Genomic DNA, 22211 nt, shown 5'->3' on the forward strand with positions numbered 1-22211 from the left:
ATTGTTCAAGCCTATTTGAAAAAAAGTCACTCGATCAGAGGACAGCCATGCCCAAACAAGATCCGAGCAAAACAAAAGATAACAAACTCACCACTCGCCGGGATTTCCTGCGCAGTGCGGGAAACTATACAGTGGCATCACTCTCCGGTGCGGCAATGTTGCTCTCAGACCCGAAACCCGCAAAAGCGAATATTACCTGGGAGGAGCATTTCCAAAAGAACTATCGACTGATGACGGACGAGGAGAAACAGGAGGCCATCGAGCGCCTTGAAACCAGATATTCCGAGGAGTTTGGCAAACAGGTCACAGTCGATGGCTCCCCGTCCATGGAGGGGGTGCTATTCGGTTATGCCTTGAATATTCAGAAGTGTATCGGTTGTCGTCGATGCGTTAAGGCCTGTGTGGCTGAGAATAACCAGTCCCGTGGGGATGAACAACAGATCGAATGGATTCGGGTGCTACGTATGGAGAAGGGAAAGTTTTCCAAAGCCGACAGGGATCAACACGGCTATCCGGAATCCTTTGGCGTACAGGTGGGCGGTAACGCCTACAAACCTGCAGGGGTGGTACTGGAAGGCCAACATTATTACGAGCCGGAACAGGTTCCGGAAAAGGATGCCTTCTATTTTCCCATGCAGTGCATGCAGTGTGAGAAACCGCCATGCGTCAAGGTCTGTCCGGTGCGCACCACATATCGGGATCCGGACGGTATCGTTGTCATTGATTACAACTGGTGTATCGGCTGCCGAATGTGTATCGGCGCCTGTCCCTACTGGGCAAGACGCTTCAACTGGGGCGAGCCCAATCTGCCTAAGGAAGAGATGAATCCTGTCACCCACTATCTCGGCAATCGTCCACGTATGAAAGGGGTTGTCGAGAAGTGCTCCTTCTGTGTTCAACGCACCCGTAAGGGCCGCTGGACTGCCTGTGTCGAGGTCTGCCCTGTCGGTGCCCGCAAGTTCGGCAACCTGTTGGATCCGGAGAGTGAGATCCGCACTGTGCTGGCCAATAAGAAGGTGTTTCGTCTCCGTGCCGACCTCAACACCTATCCAAAGTTTTTCTATTTCATGGATTAATTGGAGATCCCGTAATGCGATTTCTTCAGTTCGTGTTCGATTACCTCAAGGCTGGCTTTAGCGGCGGTATCCTGTTCTGGGCCTGGATGCTGTTCCTGCTTTTTTTCATAATGCTCTGGGGCTACGGAGAGTATGTACAGATTGCCAATGGCATGATTGTCACCAATCTCAACGACCAGGTCAGTTGGGGATTCTACCTGGCAAATTTTGTTTTCATGGTGGGTGTGGCGGCAGCAGCGGTGACAGTGGTTTTTCCCGCCTATGTCTATAAGCACAAAGAGCTGCACCGGATCGTGGTGCTGGGTGAGATGATCGCCATCGCTGCCGTAGTGATGTGTCTGCTGTTTGTGATTGCGCATATGGGAAGACCGGACAGGCTATGGCATATCCTGCCAGTCATCGGCATCTTCAACTGGCCCCACGCCATTTTGACCTGGGATGTGATTGTACTCAACGGCTATCTGCTGCTTAACATCATCGGCGGATACTACTACCTGTATAAAAAATACAGCGGCGGCGAAGTCAATAAGGCTTTTTATCTTCCGATTGTCTATATCGCTATTGTCTGGGCACTGAGTATTCATACGGTTACCGCATTCCTGATCAATACCATGCCGGCACGTCCCATGTGGTTCCATTCCATGATGCCGATCAAGTTCATCACCACTGCTTTTGCCGCCGGTCCTTCACTGATCATCGTGGTGTTTCTGCTGGTGCGTCGGTTTACCCCCATGAAAATAGCCGATGAGGCCTTTCATCTGCTCTCCCAGATCGTTGTCTGGTGCCTGGGTATCGCCCTGTTTCTGACGATGTCGGAGATAGTGACCGAACTCTACCCCGCTACCGAGCACTCCCTGGGGTTGCAATATCTGATGTTCGGACACAATGGCCTTAACAGCCTGGTACCCTACTTTTGGACTGCACTCTCCCTGATGGTGGGATCCTTCATACTGTTGTTGATTCCGAGGATCAGGAAGAACCTGAAGTTGCTACCGTTTATCTGCATTGCCGCATTCATCGGCATCTGGATCGAAAAAGGCATGGGCTTGATGCTGCCTGGTGTAATCCCCACCCCTGTTGGTGAGTTTGCAGAGTACATCCCCAGCCCTATCGAACTGATGGTGGTGGGTGGTATCTGGGCAATCGGTTTCTTCCTGCTTACCTTCATGTTGAAAGGTGCGGTTGCCGTACTGCTGGGAGATGTCCGATACCAAACCAAAACAAATAAGCAACCAATAGCAGAGCAGCAGGCCGAAGCGACTATCTGAGTGAATGAAGCTTGATTTGAACAGGCAATATCGATTTGGAGAAAAACCATGACATGCTATCGAAATCATCAGTCACTCTTGGGTTTTTGCCTGCTGTTTTTTGTATCCACCAATCCGGTAATCGCCACAGAGACACAGGCCAAGCAGGAGTGTTTTGAGAGCCGGGATGGTATGTCACAGGTCAGGGTTCAGGAAATCGGCCCTGAACTGATGAATGTTAAATGTTCGTCCACTACCGGGGGCGTTCTCTGGTGGGGTGATCCATTCGAAGGCACTATTCCTATGGGTGATATGGAGGTGGAAGGGGACTACACACACGAAGAGGCGGTCGTAAAACCCCGTGAACCACAACTCGACAGAAACAAACTGCTGACAATATGCAGCATGGCCTGTCATGACGGCAGTTATGTACCTATACCACATACCAAGACGCCTCGACCGCTGAAGATGCATCTGGATACGGTTCCCGATGCCATGAACCTGAAACATGGCAAAGGGGGCATCTGGTGCCTGGATTGTCATCATCTGGTGGAGCGTACCAAACTGATTGACAATTTCGGTTACGCAATCAGTTTCAACCAGCCCCAGAAGCTATGCGGCAAATGCCATGGCCAGGTCTATCGTGCCTGGCGGAATGGGATTCACGGCAAGCGAATCGGCATGTGGGACAAGGGGGGTAAAAAACGCTGGTGGGTCTGTACCGAATGCCACAACCCACACGATGTTGAACAAGACAACAGAAACTCAGGCTTTGCCCAGCTGCGGCCGGAACCGGCACCCAATCTGCCCAAGGGGATGACCAATGCGGACCATGAAAGGATGCACCATGGTCCAAAACAGGCTGAGGTAGATCATGAGTGAATCATAGGCAGCTAATTTTTGGGAATATCAGCATGATAAGTCAAATCAGATTGATCAATCTAACACTATTTATCGCCATCACTATATTACCGGTTAGGGCGCAGGCCCTGGATGCGGCGACACTGTATTACGAGCGTACCTGTATTGCCTGTCATGGAGAGCAGGGCAAAGAGCCGATTATGGATGAGTATCCAAGGTTAGCCGGGCAAGCTGAGGCCTATCTATTGGCACAAATGAAGGATATTAAGAGCGGTTCACGGTCGAACGCACATTCTGTCGCCATGACAAATGTCATGCACCTGATCAGCGATGAAGAGATTTCCGTGCTGGCAAAATGGCTTGCAACGCTACCTGAATGACTTTTTCAGCCAAAGCGAGCCAATTGGTGCAGCGATTTGAGTCAGCCGGCCCAGACGGCATCAACCAAAGCAGCGACCTGTTGGTAATAGGCATCGCGCTCCATGCCGAGGATAGTAGCACCAAATATTTCTGCATCGTTGGCAGTGGCAAGATCACCATAGTTGACCAGTACCAACTGATAGAGAATAAGCATAGGTAGAACGTCGTGTCGATTTTCAAAATAGTTATGCATCAGGATAATGTAGCCGTCTTCAGGGTTTTCAGAGACCGGCTCTGTCCTGGCAAACATGCCGGGATCGATACCCTCGGAGACGAACCTGATCTTCACCGGGTAACGAACGGACTTGCGATCCTCGAGCATATTAAGCACAGTCTGGTAATCAATCACGCTAGGATAGCGGCCACGAATCTCTTCTGCCTTTTCCCGGGCATGCAACGAGACAGCACTGTGAACTACCTTCCCCGCTCTTTTTTTGACCTTGGGTTTATGATCTGTCATGACAATCTCACACTTTGTTACCGAACAAGGATAGCGTATGCCTGAGTACACATTGAAGTTTAGCGAAGATCCTATTGAGGAATCCAGACTTCACACCATGGATGAGATCCATCAGTTCATTCACATGATGGATGGACGTCCATTGGCAGTGGTAACCCTTGATAATGAACAGAGTGAATTATGGGACTTGGAGGGCGATGTGGATTACCAGGATCAGTATGGACGTCAAATCGTCAACCAGGTTTCTGATGGTACCACTGAAACCTTACTGATCAGAGACAACAAGGGACTGCCGCTGGCATTGGGTGTATTGAACGATAGCCATGGTTGGCAGGGAATAGGTATTGACAAGCGCCTTCGTTTTGAAGTCGCGAGAATGTTTCAAAGCGACGAAACAGAGTTCGATTAAGTGTAGCAACTCGACAGATTATCGTTAGTCTCAGAGGTTGATATGAGAAAATCAAACCAGTTTGTTAGATTTATATTTATACTCATTAGCTCCATAGCGGTAGCCAGTGCTCATGCAGAAGATGTGGACATCGATAGTGCCAACCTCTACTTTGCGAAAGCGTGCGCAGGCTGTCATGGGGTCGATGGCCGCACCCCGACAACTCCCTACTACCCAATCATTGCAGGACAAAACAAGGCTTACATTTACAATCAGCTGAGGGACTTGAAAAACGGCAGCAGGACCAACAGCATGTCGATCGTCATGAAAGGTATCATGAGCGCTGTCAGTGACGAAGAGATGCATATAATTGCAGCTTGGCTTGCCAAGCAGTAGCCGCATCATTCAGCTTGCTTTGTAATTATTCTCATCTAGCGAGTAACGTTTAATCATACGATAGATACTGCGCTCACTGATACCCATCACTTCGGCCACTTTACCCCTACGCCCGGAGTATTTCTTTAGCTGATAGGACAAGTAGTGCGCTTCCAGTTCCTCCATTGAAGGGTCGTGATCAAAGCTCATGGTCACTACACCCTCACTCTTGCCAAGCACCCGGCTAAATGAAAAATGCTCAGGTTTGATTGTCTGCCGGTCACCAGAGAGAATGATCGCTCTTTCAATCACATTCTTTAACTCCCTAACGTTACCTGGCCAATCGTAGGATACCAGTGATCGAACCGCGGATGATGACAGGCTCTTGTTGACGCGTGTTGAGAAATTGTGATTTTTCACAAAATGTTCTGCCAACTCAGGTATATCGTCACGCCTGTCCCGCAATGACGGTATGGTGATGTTGAATGCATTGAGTCGGAAAAACAGATCGGAACGAAAGTTACCCTCAGATGACATGACTTCCAGATCACGATTTGTGGCTGCGACAATTCTGACATTTGCGGTCAGATCCTTGGTACTGCCCAGTCTTCGGTATTGACCCGTTTCAAGTACACGCAAAAGCTTGGCCTGTCCGCTACTGTTTATTTCACCGATTTCATCCAGAAACAGAGTGCCACCCTCTGCCCCTTCGATCAGACCATTTTTCTGTTTGTCAGCACCTGTAAAAGCGCCTTTCTCATGCCCGAACAACTCGGATTCGAAAAGACTTTCTTGTAGTGTGCAGCAGTCGACGGCAACGTAGTTATGTTTCTTACGATGACTATGCGCATGAATGGCACGCGCCACCAACTCTTTACCAGAACCACTCTCACCCTGTATCAGTACCGTAATATCATTAGGCGCCACGGCACCGATCATCCGATTCAGTTCAATCATGACAGTACTGTTACCCACCAATGAGGAATTGCGCTGAATGCTCTGCTCCAACTGTCTTTTGCAGAACATATGGTCTCTACGCAGAGCTGCATTATCGAGCGCCCTCTCGACAGTAATTGTCAGTGTATCCAGGCTGACAGGCTTTAGAATGTAATCCACCGCTCCCGCTTTTATAGCATTCACGGCATCGCGTACCGATCCAAAAGCGGTCAGAACGATCACTGGGTAGTTAACAGACAGATTTTCAATATACTCAAGACTGTTGGCATCAGGTAAGCGTGCATCAGTAAGAATCAATGCTGGCTCATACTTTTCCAGATAGTCCATTACGCTGTCCCAGCGACTCAGACCTTCCACCTCATAATCCAATTTTGAAAGGTGTTGTATGATGAGGGTTCTGAGCGTATCGTCGTCCTCTACAACAACTATTTTGGCTTTCATCTATTCCTCCCCAGTTCATTCCGGGCATTCGGCAGTGCTACGGTGAATACACTCCCAACAGATACCTCACTGGCCACATTCATGGTCCCACCATACTTTTCAACGATCGCCATACAGATCGAGAGACCTAAACCTGTCCCTGGGACGTCGTCAGCACGACGAGTGAAAAACGGATCAAAGATATAGGGGAGATCCTTGGGTCGAATTCCCGCACCGGTGTCAGAGAAAACAACCTGGATCATATCCCCCTCAACAGAGCAGGAAACGGTCAAGATGCCACCATCTGGCATGGCGTGAAATGCATTCTGCGCCAAATTGAGGGCTACCATCCTGATTTCACTGTCTGAAGCCAGGACCCGCAGCATCTCATCCTCATAATTCTCTTCAAGCGTAATATTCGACTGATCAGCCTGCCATCTTATCAGTGTCAGCGTATCATGGAGTGCAGTCTTGACATTGACCAGTTCAAGGTTTTCCTGGGGCAGCGCACCGAGTTTCAACAATTTGCCGGTGATCTCGATGCATGAACTGATCTGGTCATCTATCAGTTCGAAATTTTTCTTGATGTAATCAGTGTAGCTTTTGTTGGCAACAATCTCATTCTTCGTGGCGTCCATCGCCAACTTCAGCGAGGCCAGAGGATTGTGAATCTCATGCGCCACGCCTGTGGCCAGACGCCCCAATTCAGAGAGTTTCTGTTCCTGTGAATATTTAACCGCTTTTGCAAGATCGCGAATCGATTCAACAATCAGGGTCTTTTCCTCTCCGCCTTGTTTGATTGTCATGGGTGCTGCAAAAATCTCGACCTCGAAGGTAGTGCGATCGGACCGGTGGTGTTGATGCATCACTTTGATCGGTTTTTTGATATGCGATATTTCGTGAACCGGACAGTTAATCAGGGTCGGTGGACAGGGCTTGCAGGTATTGTGCGTGATCCCATAACAGGTGGCACCCACATCCGACATGCTCTCCAGTCTGTGTTGCTCGCAATAGGCTTTGTTGACCAGTATGACCCTGAAATTTTCATCAATGATCCTGATACCGTCCGGTATGGCGTCAACCAGTGCCTGTAGGAATCCCCTCTGCTCCTCCAACTCCAGCAACTTCTCCCGTAATCGCTCTGTCATCAGATCGAAGGTATCCCCAAGCCGGGATAGTTCATCAGATCCCTGCATCGCAACTCGGGTCTGTAAATTTCCACCCGTCAAGTCCCGGCTTGCATTAGTTAGCTGTTTGACAGGCCTGAGAATATTGGTGTGTATGAACCACCAGCCTCCTGCCAGATTGAGAATCACGATCAGGGAGCCAGCACCCATCAGCATCAGGGTGGTATTGCCTACTTTGCTCCTGAGGGGTGTAGCATCGTAGTCGACATAGAGAATGCCGTTGATCGGATTCTGTTCAGCCGTCCCGTGACACTCTTTACAGGCTGGCTTGTTGTGTACTGGATTGATACTGCGCAGAAGCTCCTGCTGTGCTTCACCCTGCACGAAATGGGTTGTTTGTACCTTGGCCTGGTAGGGATTTTCCAGCTGCCTGCCAAAATCCCCTTCTCGGCTACTGAAACGGATCTCACCAGCCGGATTTGTGATAAAAACCGCAATTATACCCTCTTGCTCCCCCAGCTTGTTGACCATCTCGCTCAACCCGGGAAGATCCCGCTTGAGCATGGCGTTTTCCAAGGAAACCTGCAGCAGATTGTTGACCTGGTTGGCGGCATCCGCCCTTGCCCCCTCCAGCTCTGACTGGTAGAGCGGAATGTAGAGCAACAGAAACACCAGGGAGCTTATGGCAAGACCTGATGTGGTGCCCAAGATGAATTTTCTATTCAGGCTGTTGGTTATCCACTTCATCACTTGTACCAACTAAGTTATTCAGGATCTGCTGATTTGAGTTTAATAGTAAAAAAAACTCTTTTTTCTGACAATTTGTCATGTTTCAGGGCTGATTCCAATCATAATTTTTATCCTCGATGTCTTGTATTTCGGATTTTGGCTTATGTTTTGCTCATAAATTGGGAATCTGATCGCCATACCATCCGGAGGAGTGCAGCAAATGAGAAAAAACAGCAAGATTTCCGATTTCCACATCACTGCTCAGTTGTTGTGGTGCTTTTTATGGTTACCAATCGCGGGCTTAGCGGAACCGATCAATACACTTGGGGAATCACTACGTGATTCCCTGCTCCAGCAGGGATGGCAGGAATACACCGCTGCGGATGGCAGCGTTATCTATCGGCAACCTAAAAAAGAGGCTGCTACTGACATTCAGTCAGTAGTTACTGAAGCATCGGATATGCGTAAGTTTGGGGATGCATTGCGTGGTCGAGGATGGCAGGTCAAGTGGGATGCGGATAACACATTAATTTTGATTCCTGAAACTGCCAAGGCAATATCCGAAACCACCCAAAAACCACCACGGCCATCCACCAGCGATCCACTCGAGACACCAGATGAACTGCCAAGAGACCTTACCGGTTTTGATTACTGGCACATCGAGCGGGATCAACAGGGTGCATTACTGTTCCGTCCGGTGGATTTAACTACCCAAAAGCAGCAGTCGGCAGACGCTGGCTATGACCGTCAAATGGATTGCCGAATTGATCATTTTCAACTCACCGCCGGCTCACTGCCGGTGGATCAATGGTCCGAAGCGCAGGATATTGCAAAACAGTGGCTCAGCAACTCTGGCACAGAGGGGCTTCAGGTAGGCCGCATACGTAAGATAAATCGTATCTATCTGATTAGTATTGTTGAAGAATCGGCACCCTATTCGTTACGGCACCAACTGGCTGTGCGTGTTTCTGACGCAGCGGTGGTCCTGATTGAGTAGTGATGGATACAGACAACCTGTGACAAACTTGGGGAGTGAAGGGCGATAATCACCCTTCCTCCCCCTGGTTTCTATCTGGCGACAAATACCTGATAACAGAGGTATGACGAAATGTCAGTCGATGAAAATTGCATCCGGATCTATAAATTCAATTTCTAAATAGCCTCTAACCGAATGAAAATAATATCTAAATTCTCTCTCAAACTGATCCCTGCCCGATATTGCAACTGGAACAAATTCGGCACGGCGCTGTAACGCATGACAAATCGTCAGACTAACTGATTCAACGACAAAAAGGGAAATAGGCCCACAACCGTAAAAAACCTTATAAATCAATAAAAAATATCTCAAAACAACTCTCTGGCATAACGCTTGCGTTGTAACTTCCGCCAACCCGTACTGATAACAATGACGAATTGAGGAGGGTTTTGGGATGCGGTTGTTTGCTACTGCCAGCACCGGTTTGTTCGTTTTACTTCCGTTACAGCTCATGGCTGGCTATCCCGTAGCTGGTGTAGAGCCTTCCAAACGGCCCGTGAATGCACCGGTCGTTAAACAATCAACGCGTGATAAGGCGTGGTATCAATCAGCCTTGACTGGCGTCCGACAGCCCTATCCCAGGAGTCTCTATTTCCTAGACAACCAGGGTAACTGGTACACACCTTTCACCCGCCCGGGTATGAGAGGTCCTTACGATATTCGTCAATGGCATCAGTAGTGTTGGATCTAAATGGGGCCGAGTTCACTTGAAGTGACAAATAAAGAGCAGTGAACGGGTCTATGTAGGGTAATCAAATTTACTACAAAGTGAGGCGAAAAATTATGAAAATTATTCGAATGCCAAATCTGAAAGGAGTGATCAAAGCGATGGGGATGGTCGTGGCGCTTGCTGTTGCCCCACTCGCTAGCGCAGGCATGAGTGGCATGTCAGGCATGGACGGTATGTCCGGCATGGGTGGCATGTCCGGTATGGGTGGCATGGGCGGTATGTCCGGTATGGGTGGCATGGGCGGCATGTCCGGTATGGGTGGCATGGGCGGCATGTCCGGTATGAGCGGCATGGGCGGCATGTCCGGTATGAGTGGCATGGGCGGCATGAGCGGCATGAGCGGCATGTCCGGATACTTCAAGATAACCCCCCAGGGACAGATCTTTTTCTATCCAGCTAGTGGCATGTCCGGTATGAGTGGCATGTCCGGCATGGGCGGCATGTCCGGTATGAGCGGCATGGGCGGTATGTCCGGTATGGGCGGTATGTCCGGTATGGGCGGTATGTCCGGTATGGGCGGCATGTCCGGTATGGGCGGCATGGGCGGCATGTCCGGTATGAGCGGCATGGGCGGTATGTCCGGTATGAGCGGCATGGGCGGCCAATGGGTATGGTTACCTTCAGGCATGTCCGGTATGAGCGGCATGGGCGGTATGTCCGGTATGGGCGGTATGTCCGGCATGGGCGGCATGTCCGGTATGGGAGGCATGGGCGGCATGTCCGGTATGAGCGGCATGGGCGGCATGTCCGGTATGGGTGGCATGGGCGGCATGTCCGGTATGAGCGGCATGGGCGGCATGTCCGGTATGAGTGGCATGGGCGGCATGAGCGGCATGTCCGGATACTTCAAGATAACCCCCCAGGGACAGATCTTCTTCTATCCAGCTAGCGGCATGTCAGGAATGAGTGGTATGTCAGGCATGGGCGGTATGTCCGGGATGGGCGGTATGTCAGGCATGGGCGGCATGAGTGGCATGTCAGGCATGGGCGGCATGAGCGGCATGTCAGGCATGGGCGGCATGGGCGGCATGTCAGGAATGAGTGGTTGGCGTTAATTGACTATAGGTAACTGGAATACCTGGTAATACCACTTCCTAGAGCGCAGGGACGCGCTCAAATCCAAAAAACTTCCCAACTTTATATTTTCTATTAGGGCATCAGCTGAGGAAGATGTAATGATTTTATGTATCAGGACCTTTATTCCGCTGTTATTGTCGATGCTGCTATCGACCGATCTGGTTTTAGCCCGTGACCTTGGTCCTGAGGATTATGAACGATCACGTTGGCACCCTATCCATTTCAAACCTGATATAGAAAATGCAAAAGATGAACAGTGTGTCAGCTGCCATCAAGAGATTCTGGACAGGAAGGTGCTTGCTCAGGCACCGGCTGGCAACACCTCGACTGAGGCACTGGCTTGGTATCAAACTCTACCGACCTATGAAGGTGAACAGGAGACATTTCATCGCCGCCATCTGGTGACACCGCTGGCAACGGAGCTGATGGACTTAAAATGTAATACCTGCCATCAGGGCAACGATTTAAGAGAAGAGGCGGTGAACCCGCCAGACCATAGCAACCGTGATATGACACTCCGCAAGTCGGTCAATCCGGACATTTGCCTGATGTGTCACGGTGCCAATGCCTACGAGCTGATGGGCCTTCCCGCTCCTTGGATGGAGTCACGCAAGAACTATCAAAACAACTGTCTTCTTTGTCACTCCTATATCCGCACTGAGCGGCACCAGGTCAACTATTTGAAAGCCGAGGCCATCGAGGCTGCGGGTAAAGCGAATTCGGACATATGCTATGGCTGTCATGGCGGTCGTCAGTGGTACCGCATTGCTTACCCCTACCCCCGACATCCCTGGAAAGGCATGGCGAGTGTCACTCCAGATTGGGCCAAAGATAGACCAACCGAATCGGAACCCAGGTTCCGCAAAGATATCCAGCAGGCTGCGAACTAGCAACAGCTGACAGTGTGAGGAACGGATGAGTATAGAAAAACTGACACAGAGTCTGAATGAGCGATTGAACCTTTCACGGCGTTCATTCTTGAAATCCGCAGCGGTGGGTAGCGCATCTTTGGCTGCCGGAGGTTTGGTGGAACTGAAGACCGCCAAGGAGGCCAAGGCATTTGCCTATGAACCTTATCCGACAGACGATCAACTCGAAACAGTGGTGACCAGTTGCGCCCATAACTGTGGCTCGCGGCATATGCTGGTCGCTCACAAGTGGAAAGATGTAATTGTGCGTCTTTCCACAGATGATGGTCGCTACCAGCGGGATGGCCACTTCGGCAAGGATAGTAACGAAGAACCACAACTGCGGGCCTGCCTGCGTGGACGCTCCTATAGGCAACGTCTCTATTCCGCTGAACGCCTGCTCTACCCGATGATGCGGGTTGGCAAACGGGGTGAGGGTAAATTCAAGCGCATCTCATGGGATGAAGCCCTGAGTTATGTGGCCAACAAGATGGTCGAGATCAAAGACACATATGGTCCGACTGCCCTGGTGGATCAGAGTTATGCCGGAGCCTCATATGGAGTGCTGCATAAATCCGATCAGATCGAGGGCTTGCTGGGCCGCTTCCTGGGGATGTTTGGCTGTCGCACAAACTCCTGGTCGGTTCCCTCTTACCAGGGAACCACCTTCAGTTCGCGGATGACCTTCGGCACCATTGAAGATGGCAATGAAGATGATACTTTCGCCCATTCGAAACTAATGATCATGTGGGGATGGAATCCCGCCTACACCTTCCACGGCGGCAACACCTTCATGTATATGCGCATGGCTAAACAGCGCGGTTGCAAGTTTGTGTTGATCGATCCGCAATACACCGATTCTGCAGCCGCTTACGACGCCTGGTGGATTCCCATCCGACCCAATACCGACGCGGCAATGATGGCGGGCATGGCCCACTATATCTTCACCAACAACCTGCATGATCAGGACTTTATCAATAAGTTCTGCCAAGGCATGGACGCCGGAACCATGCCTGAATGGGCAAAGGATAAGGAGAACTTCAAGGACTATATTCTGGGTAAATACGACAATGAGCCTAAAACCCCGGAATGGGCATCGAAAATCTGCGGTGTGTCGGCCAAAGACATCATCAAACTGGCGGATATGTATGCCCGCACCAAGCCTGCCGCACTGAAGGCATCCTGGGCGCCGGGCAGAAACGCCTATGGCGAGCAGTACAACCGCATGGCCGCAGCCCTGCAGGCGATGACAGGTAATATCGGCATACTGGGTGGGTGCGCTGAAGGTGTCGGCAAGGCCTGGCATGCAGAAGCGGTGGCCTACCCTTATGATCAATACGCCAATATCTGGTTTCAGTCCATCAAATCAGATCGATGGGCTCACTGCGTCCTCAACTATCCCAATGTAAAAAGGGAAGAGATCGGGCTTTGGCCCCGAGAGGACAAAACGGACGGACAGATCCCCAATATCAAGGGCATCTTTTGGCAGGGGTCCGATTGGTTCAATCAGCTTACCAACATCAATAAAGAGATTGAGGCAATCAATAAGCTGGAACTGGTGGTCTGCATGGACTCGACCATCACCCCATCCGGACTGTATGCCGATATCCTGCTGCCCATTGCCACGCACTTTGAGCGGCATGATGTGGCGCTGCCCTGGTATAAAGGCCACTACTATATACATCGCCCCAAGGTCATAGAACCGATGGGAGAGTCGAAGACCGATTTCCAGGTCTTCACGGAACTTGCCTATAGAATCGGTGGCGATGTGTTCGGCCAGGCCTTCAATCCAAAGGCAAACAGGGACTATTTCCATATCAACGATAATGTGGATGAAGCCTATCTCAGGGAGTGGTGGGAGCAGAAAGTCATCGCTCACCAGCATGTGGACATGTCCTGGGATGAGTTCAAACAGCGAGGCGTCTATAAATTCAAACTCGACCAACCGCACGTCGCCTTCAGGGAGCAGATAGAGAATGGGAAAGCGTTCCAGACTCCCTCCGGCAAGATCGAAATTCTTGCCTCACAACTGGCACAGATCACCGACTGGAAAAAAACCATGTATGGCTATGAGATCCCTTATATACCTAAATGGATCGAGCCCTGGGAGTCGTTGAACAGCCCAAAGACCAGTGAATTTCCATTTCATCTGATCTCGCCCCATCCACGCTGGAGAACCCACTCCATATTCAACAACTGCAGCTGGTTACGTGAGACCTATGAACAGGAAGTGACCGTGAACGCCTCGGACGCTAAAAAACTCGGCATCAAAACCGGCGATACGGTTGAGATCTGGAACAAGCGTGGCCGGGTTGTGGTACCGACCTATGTTACAGAACGCTGTATGCCGGGAGTGGCGGTACTGCACGAGGGGGTGTGGATTGATCTGGATGAAAACGGCGTTGACCGGGCGGGAAATCCGGACATGTTAACCCTGGATGAGCCCAGCCCTGCCGGATCATTCGCCTACAACACCGTACTGTGCAATATCAAGAAAACAGATCTGGAGCATCGGCCCGGCTGGGACCAGCTGTCCACTTCACGAGCACATGTCTTTAGGCGTGATCTTTAATCCTGGAGGAGAGAGCGATGACAAGCAAAAAAGACAGCACCAGGATAAAAGCCGCAGTAAAGCGTCGTAAACGCGAAACATATACACCGGTAGTGCCCGACAAACAGTTGGGGTTCGTACATAATAATGTTGATTGCATCGGCTGCCGGGCATGTGAAATCGCCTGTAAAGACAAAAACGGACTTGCCGCAGGGCCCAGATTCAGACGGGTTCAATATATCGAGGGAGGTCACTACCCTGACGTCTATGCCTACAAGGTCAACATGTCCTGCAACCATTGTGAATCACCCGCCTGCCTGCCCACCTGCCCCACTGGTGCAATATTCAAACGTAAGGCAGATGGCATAGTCGATATCGATTCCACGCTGTGTATCGGCTGCCGGCGTTGCGAAGCCGCCTGTCCTTTTGGTGCGCCACAGTTTGATCCAGGCGACAACATTGTCAAAAAGTGCAATATGTGTGTAGACGAGATCGAGGCGGGGCGCAAGCCCTATTGTGTCATGGCCTGCATGATGCGGGTACTGGACATCGGTTCCATCGATGAGATCTGGAGAGGCAGTTTACAGACGGCAGCCGTAGGACCTAATGATGATGTGTCAAAGCAAGTCAAGAACATGGCTAACATAGAGTTGACAAAGCCCTCCATCGGTTTTGTGGCGCACAGTAAAGGAAAGGTCAAGTAATGAATCTGTCAGATGAACAGAACGACAACTCAAACGACGAGCAGATCACAAGCTTTTTTCTTGCTGTTGCCGATGACCTGCAGATGTTCGTCCAGCTGCATGCCAAGGAGCCGGATAGCGAACTCCTCGAGGCGTTGGTCAGCTGCGGATTTCCCAACTCTCTGGGCCTTAAACTGGTAAGCGAAGAGGGCAATATTGCAACTCAGTTTATGGCCCGAGTGGTTGAGACGTTGCCGGAAACCTTCGATGATGAGTTTCTCGATATGCTGGCGGCCGACTTTGCAGACATCTATCTGAATCATAGTCTGCAGGCATCACCACTGGAGTCGGTGTGGATTGATGAAGAGAAGCTGACATGTCAGGTAAGTATGTTTCAGGTGAGAGCCTGGTATGAAAATTATGGCCTGATGGCGGAAAACTGGCGTATCCGGCCAGACGATGATCTGGTGCTGCAACTTCAGTTCATCTCCCATCTGTTTTCCATTGCCGACCCCCTGAAACAGCTGGAAGCTATAGCACGTTTCATGGATGAACACCTGTTGCGTTGGCTCGATCAATTTGCAACAAGAGTGGCACATCGTTCTGCCACACCCTATTTCTCAGGTATTGCTTTATTGACAGCGGCATATTGCGAGGAGCTGAGGGATCTTATAGCCAAGACTACCAACCAACCCAGGCCGTCTCAGGAAGAGATAGCAGAGCGGATGAAGCCAAAGCCGGTCAGTCAGGAGGTACCTCTGAGTTATATGCCCGGCATCGGCCCGGCAGTATAGATTGGAATACCGTTATGTCATAACCGGCTCATCTCACTATCCAAATCAACCCTTGGTGACATACCGTGACCTCAATCAATCCTAAAGGCCTTGTCAGCTTCCCATTAACATAGCTATATACTAAAAGGAGTAATAACATTCCCGGGATGAAGATCAAGGCAACGAGACAATCTCTGTCTTATATCTGATAATTGTAATTCAGTAGATATTCACTAACCGAATTTCGCGCTTAGGATCATGGCTCATCTAAAGGAACTGATCAATCGCATACGACATGAAGAGAGACTGCCGACGGTAATCTCGGATCGTTGCGTGCATACCCTGATAGAGGTCGCAAGCTGCAAATCTTGTGTAGATGTCTGTCCCAGGCAGGCCTGGTTCCTGGATGATGAAGCATTGCAGTTCGATACAACACTTTGTGACGGCTGTGGATTGTGCGTCCCCGTCTGTCCGCAGAGAGCGATCACGATCCAGTATGACATACTCATAGGTGACCTGGGACAGGAAAAGGTCGCACTCTGTGCATGTGAGCAGTCAGGGATAAGCGATAACAAAAGCACTCTACCTTGCATCCACCTCATTGGGCTGAGCGATATACTCAAACTCTACCGGCAAGGATATTATACATGGGTTACCACAACCGGCAGCTGTGCCGAGTGCCAACGTGGCCACTGCACCACCCTCTTTGAGCGTATTGAACAGATCAATCGCGCACTCATTGAGGAACAAAACCCGGTCATTGTATATCACCAAATAGAGGGCAAACAGTGGCAACGCATCCAATCGCGGCTGGATGAAAAAACGCCATCGCCCAGTCTCAGCCGGCGAGCTTTCTTGACAGAGATGCTCGACAGCGGTATTGACTCGACATCCGCACTCTTCAAACTGAATGAGCAGGAAGCTGACGTTCACCCACCACCCGGAGAGCTGTTGCCCAACCAGGGCGAGTCATCGATCTGGCCCTATGTACCGAAAATCGACAGTAACAATTGCGATGGCTGCGACGCCTGTGTCAACACCTGCCCTCACAATGCAATCGAACTCACAGCTGGGGATGATAAGGCATCGTACAGAATCAAGCCCCAGGCTTGTACAGGATGCGCTATTTGCCAAGATATATGTGACAGGCAAGCCATCACTATCATGGAGTGGTCACAGATGGCGCAGCAGATACTGAAACTACAGACATTTACCTGTTCAAGGTGTGGCAACCCGGCGCATACACCTGCGGCCATCACAACTCAATCACTTTGCAGAATTTGTTCTCAAGTCAATCACCATAAAAACCTTTTTCAAGTCATGGATTGACTGTTTTAAACCTGTTATAGCTAACTAAATATAACAATTTCATAACAAATTTATTTCTCTCACAGACATACCAACCTTCCTATGCTCTACTTGAAATAAGGGTCCTGGAGTTTGGAAACAAAATGACTATGAGTTGTAAAATATCTGAATCTATTTTTCGTGATTTACGGCTTTTCCTGCTGTTGCTGTTGCCGCTCTTAACCAACAGTTGCTCATCGGAAACATCGCAACAGGAACAGCAGCAGAAGGCAAACGACAGGACTATTGATCGACACAGCGAATTTGCCCCGGGAATGCCATGGCTGAACGTTGAACGCCCTCTGACATTCGATGATATATTGGGTAAGGTTGTAATTCTCGACTTCTGGACTTATGGCTGCATCAACTGCATCCATGTGCTAGCGGATCTGAAAAAGCTCGAACAAAAGTATGGCCATCAGTTGTTGGTCATCGGTGTCCATACCCCTAAGTTCGATAACGAAAAAAACCTTGAAACACTGAGGAAAATAGTAACCCGGTATGACATTGAACATCCGGTCGTCAACGATATCGACGGATTACTCGCGACCGTTTACGGCATGCGTGCCTGGCCTACACGGGTACTTATCGACCCCAAGGGAGAGGTACTCGGTAAAGTGGTAGGGGAAGGACGATATGATCAGATAGACCAAAAAATTGCCGAGCTACTCGAACAGCACAAATCTGTTCTCAACCATTCACCCATACCACTACGACTTGAACGGGAAGAGAGTGAAACCAAGCTGTTGTCGGCACCAGGAAAGATTGCGCTATCACCTGACCATATAGTCATTAGCGATTCACTCCATAATCGAGTCATTGTCACCGACCACAGTGGCAAAATTAAGCATATCATCGGCTCCGGTGCCCTTGGCAGCCAGGATGGTAACTTTGACAAAGCAAGCTTCAATTCACCTCAAGGCCTGGTCATTGACGACAATAGCATCTATATAGCGGACACTGGCAACCACCTGCTCAGACTGATTGACCTGAACAAAAAAACCGTCGACACCATCGCAGGCAATGGCTCACTGGAGCGTAAACGCAGTGGTCAATATCATGCTACATCAATCGGCATGGCCTCACCTTGGGCACTCGCACTTTTGGATGACAGATTGTTCATCGCGATGGCTGGTAGCCACCAGATCTGGGTCTACAACATCAACAGCAAACAACTTGGCAACTACGCCGGTTCGGGACGTGAAGGAATCGTCGATGGTGAAGCGGAGCAGGCCACTTTCAGCCAACCGAGCGGATTAAGTATTCATGGTAATTGGTTATATATTGCAGACTCAGAGGCCTCGTCAGTTCGGCGGATCAATCTGCAGGATGAAATGGTTGAAACACTGGTAGGCACCGGATTATTCGATTTTGGCGATAGGGATGGCGACCTGGAGAGTGCAAAGTTACAGCATGTACTCGGCATATCGGTTGATGACACAGCATCCATCTACCTGGCCGACACCTATAACCACAAAATCAAAAAGCTTGATCTTGAGTCATCACTATTGAAATCGATAATAGGAGACGGCAAACCAGGTTTCTTGAGTACTGTGGATGGTCAACTCCAGCTAAACGAACCGGGGGGATTGGCTTTACATGAGGGTAGACTCTACATCGCTGACACCAACAACGATCGTATTGTTGTTTTTGATATAGTTCACGGCCGTTCATCAATCCTGGATATTAAGCTCTAGGAAGGCGGAACCGCGCGGCAACACCCTGTTCCACAAGAAGACAGCCACTAGAGTAGACATAGCAACCATGGATAAGCTGTTCGAGCGCCCGGTCGGTGACTTAGTCGAGTTTGCTGAAGACTAGATGGGTCAAAGCTAGGCAATTGAGATGGGGTCGAAAGAAATAAAAAAGCCAGGCGCTCGCTGGTGCCTGGCTTTCCTATTTTTTATGTGGTAGCGGGGGCTGGATTTGAACCAACGACCTTCGGGTTATGAGCCCGACGAGCTACCAGACTGCTCCACCCCGCATCAAGGAGGGGGCATACTACCCGTCTTACAGTCAGATGACAAGTCCTTTCCGGCACAAATCTCAGTTGCCGATAGCACTGCTGCAGAGTGAGAGTAATCCGGCGGGGAACAGGCCGAGAATCAGCATTGCCAGGCCATTCAGCGACAGTACCACCTGGGTATCCACGCCCATCGTCAAGGGCGAATCATCCACTGGCTGGTCGAAGTAGATCAGCTTTATAACACGGATGTAATAGAAGGCACCGATGATGGAGAAGAAGACACCCACCAGTGCCAGCCAGGTCAGGCTCACCGAGACTACAGCGTCGAGCACAAACAACTTGGCGAAGAAACCGACCGTGGGTGGCACCCCGGCCATGGAGAACATCAGCAACAGCATCATGCCGGCAAACCAGGGGTTGCGCTGATTGAGTCCTTTGAAGTCATCCAGGTTTTCGGCCTCGAAGCCCTTGCGGCTGAGGGCGATTACCACCCCGAAACCACCCGCAGACATCAGCGCATAGACCAGGGTATAGAACATCGCCGCGGTATACCCCTCTTTGGTGCCAGCCAGGATACCGAGCAGGATAAAACCCACGTGGGAAATAGTGGAATAGGCCAACATGCGTTTGATGTTGGTCTGGGCAATGGCAATCAGGTTACCGATGGCCATTGAGAGTACCGCCAGGATGATCAACATCCCCTGCCAACCCTCCCAACCGCCGTGAAGCTCGGCCAACCCATCCACCAACAGGCGCATGGCCAGGGCGAATGCGGCAATCTTCGGTGCGCTGCCGATAAACAGGGTAACCGCCGTTGGGGCACCATGATAGACATCGGGTACCCACATATGAAAGGGAACCGCACCCAGCTTGAAGGCCAGGCCGATAACCAGGAAGACGATACCAAACACCATCACCAGCTGGTTCATGTCTCCCTTATCCACCACTTGCGACAGCTCATCGAAGCGTAGCGTACCGGTGGCGCCATAGATCATGGAGATACCATACAGCAGCATGCCGGAAGCGAGTGCGCCGAGGACAAAATATTTCATTGCCGCCTCGGCTCCCTGGGGTGAATTCCTGTTGAAGGCCACCAGTGCATAGAGACAGAGCGCCAGCAGCTCGAGCCCCAGGTAGATGCTCAGAAAGCTGTTGGCGGAGGTCATGATCATCATACCCAGTACCGCAAACAGACCCAGGGTATAGAATTCACCCTTGAACAGATCCCGGTCGCGCAGATAGTCCTTGGCATACAGAAAGGCGAGAAAACTGACAACCAGGATCCCCAGTTTCAACAGGTCGCTCATCGGGTCACGAATATAACTGCCGTCGAAGACTATCTGTGTACTGGGTTGGGAGACAGCCAGGGTAACGACGGCTGTGAGGAACAGACCGGCCTGGGCGATACCGTAACTGACGATACGCTGCGAATCGCGAATGAACAGGTCCACCACCAGCACCACGCAGGCCAGGGTCAGCAGGGAGATTTCCGGCAGGACCGGGATCAGTTGTGTTGAATCGAATTGCATTTGATCGCTACCGAGTCGGGCTCCGTCAGTTAAAGTTTCGACACTGCAATATGCTGCAGCAGATTGTTGACGGAGGCATCCATTACCTCAACCAGGGGTGCCGGCCACAGACCCAGCAGCAGCACCGCCGCCGCCAGCGTGCCCAGCACGATATATTCACGTTGGTTTATATCCTCCAGCGCCGCCACGCCTTCGTTGGCGACATCGCCGAAGACCACCCGTTTGACCATCCACAGGGTATAGGCTGCGCCAATGATCAGGGTGGTGGCCGCGAGGAAGGCATACCAGAAATCGGCGCGGAAACTGGCCAGGATGACCATAAACTCGCCGACGAAACCTGAGGTCCCGGGCAGGCCCGCGTTGGCCATGGCGAAGAAGACCATGAAGGCGCCGAAAACGGGCATGGTATTCACCACCCCGCCATAATCCTTGATCTCACGACTATGCAGCCGGTCATAGAGCACTCCGACACAGAGGAACAGGGCTGCCGAGATAAAACCGTGGGAGACCATCTGCACCATGCCCCCTTCCATACCCAGGGCCGCGCCGCTGCCGGCGTTGTTCTGGCTGATGATGAAGACGATGAAGAAGCCCAGGGTGACGAAGCCCATGTGGGCAATCGATGAGTAGGCGATCAGTTTCTTCATATCCTGCTGGATCAGGGCGACAAAGCCGATATAGACCACCGCGATCAGGGACATGCCGATGATCAGCCAATCCAGGGTATGGCTGGCGTCAGGTGTAATCGGCAGGCTGAAACGCAGGAAACCGTATCCGCCGATCTTCAGCATGATCGCCGCCAGGATAACCGAACCGCCTGTGGGGGCCTCCACATGGGCATCCGGCAACCAGGTGTGCACCGGCCACATGGGCACCTTGACCGCAAACGCCAGGAGGAAGGCGATAAAGATCAGTATCTGCTCGGTCAGATCGAGTTTGAGGGTGTGGAAACCGAGGATATCGAAGTTGCCTGACTGGAAGTACATGTAGATCAGGGCGACCAGCATGAACACCGAGCCAAGGAAGGTATAGAGGAAGAACTTGATGGTGGCGTAGACCCGGTTCGCTCCCCCCCAGACCCCGATGATGAGAAACATCGGAATCAACATCGCCTCCCAGAAGACATAGAAGAGCATCGCATCCAGTGCCGAGAAGACACCGACCATCACCCCCTCCATAATCAGGAAGGCGGCCATATATTGGGAAGGACGGTACTTGATCACCTCCCAACCGGCGATCACCACCAACGGGGTGATGAAGGTGGTGAGGATGATCAGCGGCATGGAGATACCATCCACACCCATGTAGTACTCGATATCGAAGCTCGGTACCCAGGGAACCCGTTCCACGAACTGCATCGCCGAGGTGGAACTGTCGAAGGCGAACCAGAGCGGCAGACTGACGATGAAGGTCAGGATGGCGACGATCAGGGCGGTCCATTTGGTGGCGTTTGTCTCACGGTCGCCACTGGCAAGCACCATGAGACCCCCGATGATCGGAAGCCAGACCGTAAGCGTTAAGATGGGCCAATCGGCAATCATGCTAGACACC

20 protein-coding genes and 1 tRNA gene are annotated in these 22211 nt (G+C 51.0%); 14 read left to right on the plus strand and 7 right to left on the minus strand.

Going from position 1 to position 22211, the window contains the following annotated elements; genetic code table 11:
• The first annotated feature begins 47 nt into the window (after positions 1-47).
• Genes R2K28_RS15065 through R2K28_RS15080 form a run of 4 tightly spaced genes read left to right on the plus strand, consistent with a single transcriptional unit; the run spans position 48 to position 3564 of the window.
• Positions 48-1076, plus strand: coding sequence for a 4Fe-4S dicluster domain-containing protein (locus R2K28_RS15065; RefSeq protein WP_316365646.1), 1029 nt, complete (start codon positions 48-50; stop codon positions 1074-1076).
• Between the two features lie 14 nt (positions 1077-1090).
• Positions 1091-2344 (plus strand): sulfate reduction electron transfer complex DsrMKJOP subunit DsrP, encoded by a 1254-nt coding sequence (dsrP, locus tag R2K28_RS15070; protein WP_316365647.1) that lies wholly within the window; start codon positions 1091-1093, stop codon positions 2342-2344.
• A gap of 48 nt (positions 2345-2392) precedes the next feature.
• The gene (locus tag R2K28_RS15075) at positions 2393-3205 is read left to right on the plus strand and encodes a hypothetical protein (protein ID WP_316365648.1); all 813 of its coding nucleotides are present in this window, start codon (positions 2393-2395) and stop codon (positions 3203-3205) included.
• 32 nt (positions 3206-3237) lie between these two features.
• Positions 3238-3564, plus strand: coding sequence for a c-type cytochrome (locus tag R2K28_RS15080; RefSeq protein WP_316365650.1), 327 nt, complete (start codon positions 3238-3240; stop codon positions 3562-3564).
• 41 nt (positions 3565-3605) lie between these two features.
• On the opposite strand, the gene R2K28_RS15085 is transcribed toward R2K28_RS15080, so the two are convergent.
• Entirely contained in the window at positions 3606-4064 is a 459-nt protein-coding gene (locus R2K28_RS15085) for a hypothetical protein (protein WP_316365651.1), read from the minus strand.
• Positions 4065-4101: 37 nt separating this feature from the next.
• On the opposite strand from R2K28_RS15085, the gene R2K28_RS15090 reads away from it, so the two are divergent.
• Positions 4102-4473 (plus strand): hypothetical protein, encoded by a 372-nt coding sequence (locus R2K28_RS15090; protein ID WP_316365653.1) that lies wholly within the window; start codon positions 4102-4104, stop codon positions 4471-4473.
• 123 nt (positions 4474-4596) lie between these two features.
• Positions 4597-4848, plus strand: coding sequence for a c-type cytochrome (locus tag R2K28_RS15095; protein WP_316365654.1), 252 nt, complete (start codon positions 4597-4599; stop codon positions 4846-4848).
• Positions 4849-4857: 9 nt separating this feature from the next.
• On the opposite strand, the gene R2K28_RS15100 is transcribed toward R2K28_RS15095, so the two are convergent.
• Both R2K28_RS15100 and R2K28_RS15105 read right to left on the minus strand, forming a co-directional pair.
• The gene (locus tag R2K28_RS15100) at positions 4858-6225 is read right to left on the minus strand and encodes a sigma-54-dependent transcriptional regulator (RefSeq protein ID WP_316365655.1); all 1368 of its coding nucleotides are present in this window, start codon (positions 6223-6225) and stop codon (positions 4858-4860) included.
• Complete coding sequence (locus R2K28_RS15105) at positions 6222-8078, minus strand: ATP-binding protein (RefSeq protein WP_316365658.1); 1857 nt, start codon at positions 8076-8078, stop codon at positions 6222-6224. The genes R2K28_RS15100 and R2K28_RS15105 overlap by 4 nt, the downstream gene beginning before the upstream one ends.
• 202 nt (positions 8079-8280) lie before the next feature.
• Here R2K28_RS15105 and R2K28_RS15110 point away from each other — a divergent pair, with 202 nt between their 5' ends.
• A complete protein-coding gene (locus tag R2K28_RS15110; protein ID WP_316365660.1) occupies positions 8281-9057 on the plus strand; it encodes a hypothetical protein in 777 nt (258 codons plus the stop codon).
• Between the two features lie 114 nt (positions 9058-9171).
• Here the strand turns inward: R2K28_RS15110 and R2K28_RS15115 are convergent, their stop codons facing one another.
• A complete protein-coding gene (locus tag R2K28_RS15115) occupies positions 9172-9549 on the minus strand; it encodes a hypothetical protein (RefSeq protein ID WP_316365661.1) in 378 nt (125 codons plus the stop codon).
• A gap of 330 nt (positions 9550-9879) precedes the next feature.
• Here R2K28_RS15115 and R2K28_RS15120 point away from each other — a divergent pair, with 330 nt between their 5' ends.
• The 7 genes from R2K28_RS15120 to R2K28_RS15150 all read left to right on the plus strand — a co-directional run bounded on the left by R2K28_RS15120 (position 9880) and on the right by R2K28_RS15150 (position 18862).
• A complete protein-coding gene (locus tag R2K28_RS15120; protein ID WP_316365664.1) occupies positions 9880-10881 on the plus strand; it encodes a hypothetical protein in 1002 nt (333 codons plus the stop codon).
• A gap of 120 nt (positions 10882-11001) precedes the next feature.
• On the plus strand, positions 11002-11793 hold the full coding sequence (locus R2K28_RS15125; RefSeq protein ID WP_316365666.1) for a hypothetical protein: 792 nt from the start codon (positions 11002-11004) through the stop codon (positions 11791-11793).
• A gap of 25 nt (positions 11794-11818) precedes the next feature.
• Positions 11819-14383: a molybdopterin-dependent oxidoreductase gene (locus R2K28_RS15130; protein ID WP_316365667.1), complete on the plus strand. Its 2565-nt coding sequence runs from the start codon at positions 11819-11821 to the stop codon at positions 14381-14383.
• A 17-nt stretch (positions 14384-14400) separates the two neighbouring features.
• The gene (locus R2K28_RS15135) at positions 14401-15066 is read left to right on the plus strand and encodes a 4Fe-4S dicluster domain-containing protein (protein ID WP_316365670.1); all 666 of its coding nucleotides are present in this window, start codon (positions 14401-14403) and stop codon (positions 15064-15066) included.
• A complete protein-coding gene (locus R2K28_RS15140; protein WP_316365671.1) occupies positions 15066-15839 on the plus strand; it encodes a TorD/DmsD family molecular chaperone in 774 nt (257 codons plus the stop codon). Before R2K28_RS15135 ends, R2K28_RS15140 begins: the two co-directional genes overlap by 1 nt.
• Before the next feature lie 237 nt (positions 15840-16076).
• Positions 16077-17147, plus strand: coding sequence for an ATP-binding protein (locus R2K28_RS15145; RefSeq protein ID WP_316365672.1), 1071 nt, complete (start codon positions 16077-16079; stop codon positions 17145-17147).
• Positions 17148-17275: 128 nt separating this feature from the next.
• The gene (locus tag R2K28_RS15150; protein ID WP_316365674.1) at positions 17276-18862 is read left to right on the plus strand and encodes a thioredoxin-like domain-containing protein; all 1587 of its coding nucleotides are present in this window, start codon (positions 17276-17278) and stop codon (positions 18860-18862) included.
• 211 nt (positions 18863-19073) lie between these two features.
• On the opposite strand, the gene R2K28_RS15155 is transcribed toward R2K28_RS15150, so the two are convergent.
• The 3 genes from R2K28_RS15155 to R2K28_RS15165 form a co-directional block, all read right to left on the minus strand.
• Positions 19074-19150, minus strand: a tRNA-Met gene (locus tag R2K28_RS15155).
• Positions 19151-19211: 61 nt separating this feature from the next.
• Positions 19212-20660, minus strand: a complete 1449-nt coding sequence (gene nuoN, locus R2K28_RS15160; RefSeq protein ID WP_316365676.1) for an NADH-quinone oxidoreductase subunit NuoN — start codon at positions 20658-20660, stop codon at positions 19212-19214.
• A 29-nt stretch (positions 20661-20689) separates the two neighbouring features.
• A complete protein-coding gene (locus R2K28_RS15165; protein WP_316365677.1) occupies positions 20690-22201 on the minus strand; it encodes an NADH-quinone oxidoreductase subunit M in 1512 nt (503 codons plus the stop codon).
• Between the last annotated feature and the right edge of the window lie 10 nt (positions 22202-22211).

It is taken from the genome of Candidatus Thiodiazotropha sp. CDECU1 (assembly GCF_963455295.1).
Classification (GTDB): domain Bacteria; phylum Pseudomonadota; class Gammaproteobacteria; order Chromatiales; family Chromatiaceae; genus Thiodiazotropha.

Bases quoted from the DNA above. Each gene is read 5' to 3' on its own strand.
- R2K28_RS15090 (WP_316365653.1), top strand. From the start codon at position 4,102: ATGCCTGAGTACACATTGAAGTTTAGCGAAGATCCTATTGAGGAATCC.
- R2K28_RS15105 (WP_316365658.1), bottom strand. From the start codon at position 8,078: ATGAAGTGGATAACCAACAGCCTGAATAGAAAATTCATCTTGGGCACC.
- nuoN (WP_316365676.1), bottom strand. From the start codon at position 20,660: ATGCAATTCGATTCAACACAACTGATCCCGGTCCTGCCGGAAATCTCC.
- R2K28_RS15145 (WP_316365672.1), top strand. From the start codon at position 16,077: ATGGCTCATCTAAAGGAACTGATCAATCGCATACGACATGAAGAGAGA.
- R2K28_RS15115 (WP_316365661.1), bottom strand. From the start codon at position 9,549: ATGAGCTGTAACGGAAGTAAAACGAACAAACCGGTGCTGGCAGTAGCA.
- R2K28_RS15140 (WP_316365671.1), top strand. From the start codon at position 15,066: ATGAATCTGTCAGATGAACAGAACGACAACTCAAACGACGAGCAGATC.
- R2K28_RS15075 (WP_316365648.1), top strand. From the start codon at position 2,393: ATGACATGCTATCGAAATCATCAGTCACTCTTGGGTTTTTGCCTGCTG.
- dsrP (WP_316365647.1), top strand. From the start codon at position 1,091: ATGCGATTTCTTCAGTTCGTGTTCGATTACCTCAAGGCTGGCTTTAGC.
- R2K28_RS15120 (WP_316365664.1), top strand. From the start codon at position 9,880: ATGAAAATTATTCGAATGCCAAATCTGAAAGGAGTGATCAAAGCGATG.
- R2K28_RS15135 (WP_316365670.1), top strand. From the start codon at position 14,401: ATGACAAGCAAAAAAGACAGCACCAGGATAAAAGCCGCAGTAAAGCGT.
- R2K28_RS15110 (WP_316365660.1), top strand. From the start codon at position 8,281: ATGAGAAAAAACAGCAAGATTTCCGATTTCCACATCACTGCTCAGTTG.
- R2K28_RS15080 (WP_316365650.1), top strand. From the start codon at position 3,238: ATGATAAGTCAAATCAGATTGATCAATCTAACACTATTTATCGCCATC.
- R2K28_RS15165 (WP_316365677.1), bottom strand. From the start codon at position 22,201: ATGATTGCCGATTGGCCCATCTTAACGCTTACGGTCTGGCTTCCGATC.
- R2K28_RS15100 (WP_316365655.1), bottom strand. From the start codon at position 6,225: ATGAAAGCCAAAATAGTTGTTGTAGAGGACGACGATACGCTCAGAACC.
- R2K28_RS15125 (WP_316365666.1), top strand. From the start codon at position 11,002: ATGATTTTATGTATCAGGACCTTTATTCCGCTGTTATTGTCGATGCTG.
- R2K28_RS15085 (WP_316365651.1), bottom strand. From the start codon at position 4,064: ATGACAGATCATAAACCCAAGGTCAAAAAAAGAGCGGGGAAGGTAGTT.
- R2K28_RS15130 (WP_316365667.1), top strand. From the start codon at position 11,819: ATGAGTATAGAAAAACTGACACAGAGTCTGAATGAGCGATTGAACCTT.
- R2K28_RS15150 (WP_316365674.1), top strand. From the start codon at position 17,276: ATGAGTTGTAAAATATCTGAATCTATTTTTCGTGATTTACGGCTTTTC.
- R2K28_RS15065 (WP_316365646.1), top strand. From the start codon at position 48: ATGCCCAAACAAGATCCGAGCAAAACAAAAGATAACAAACTCACCACT.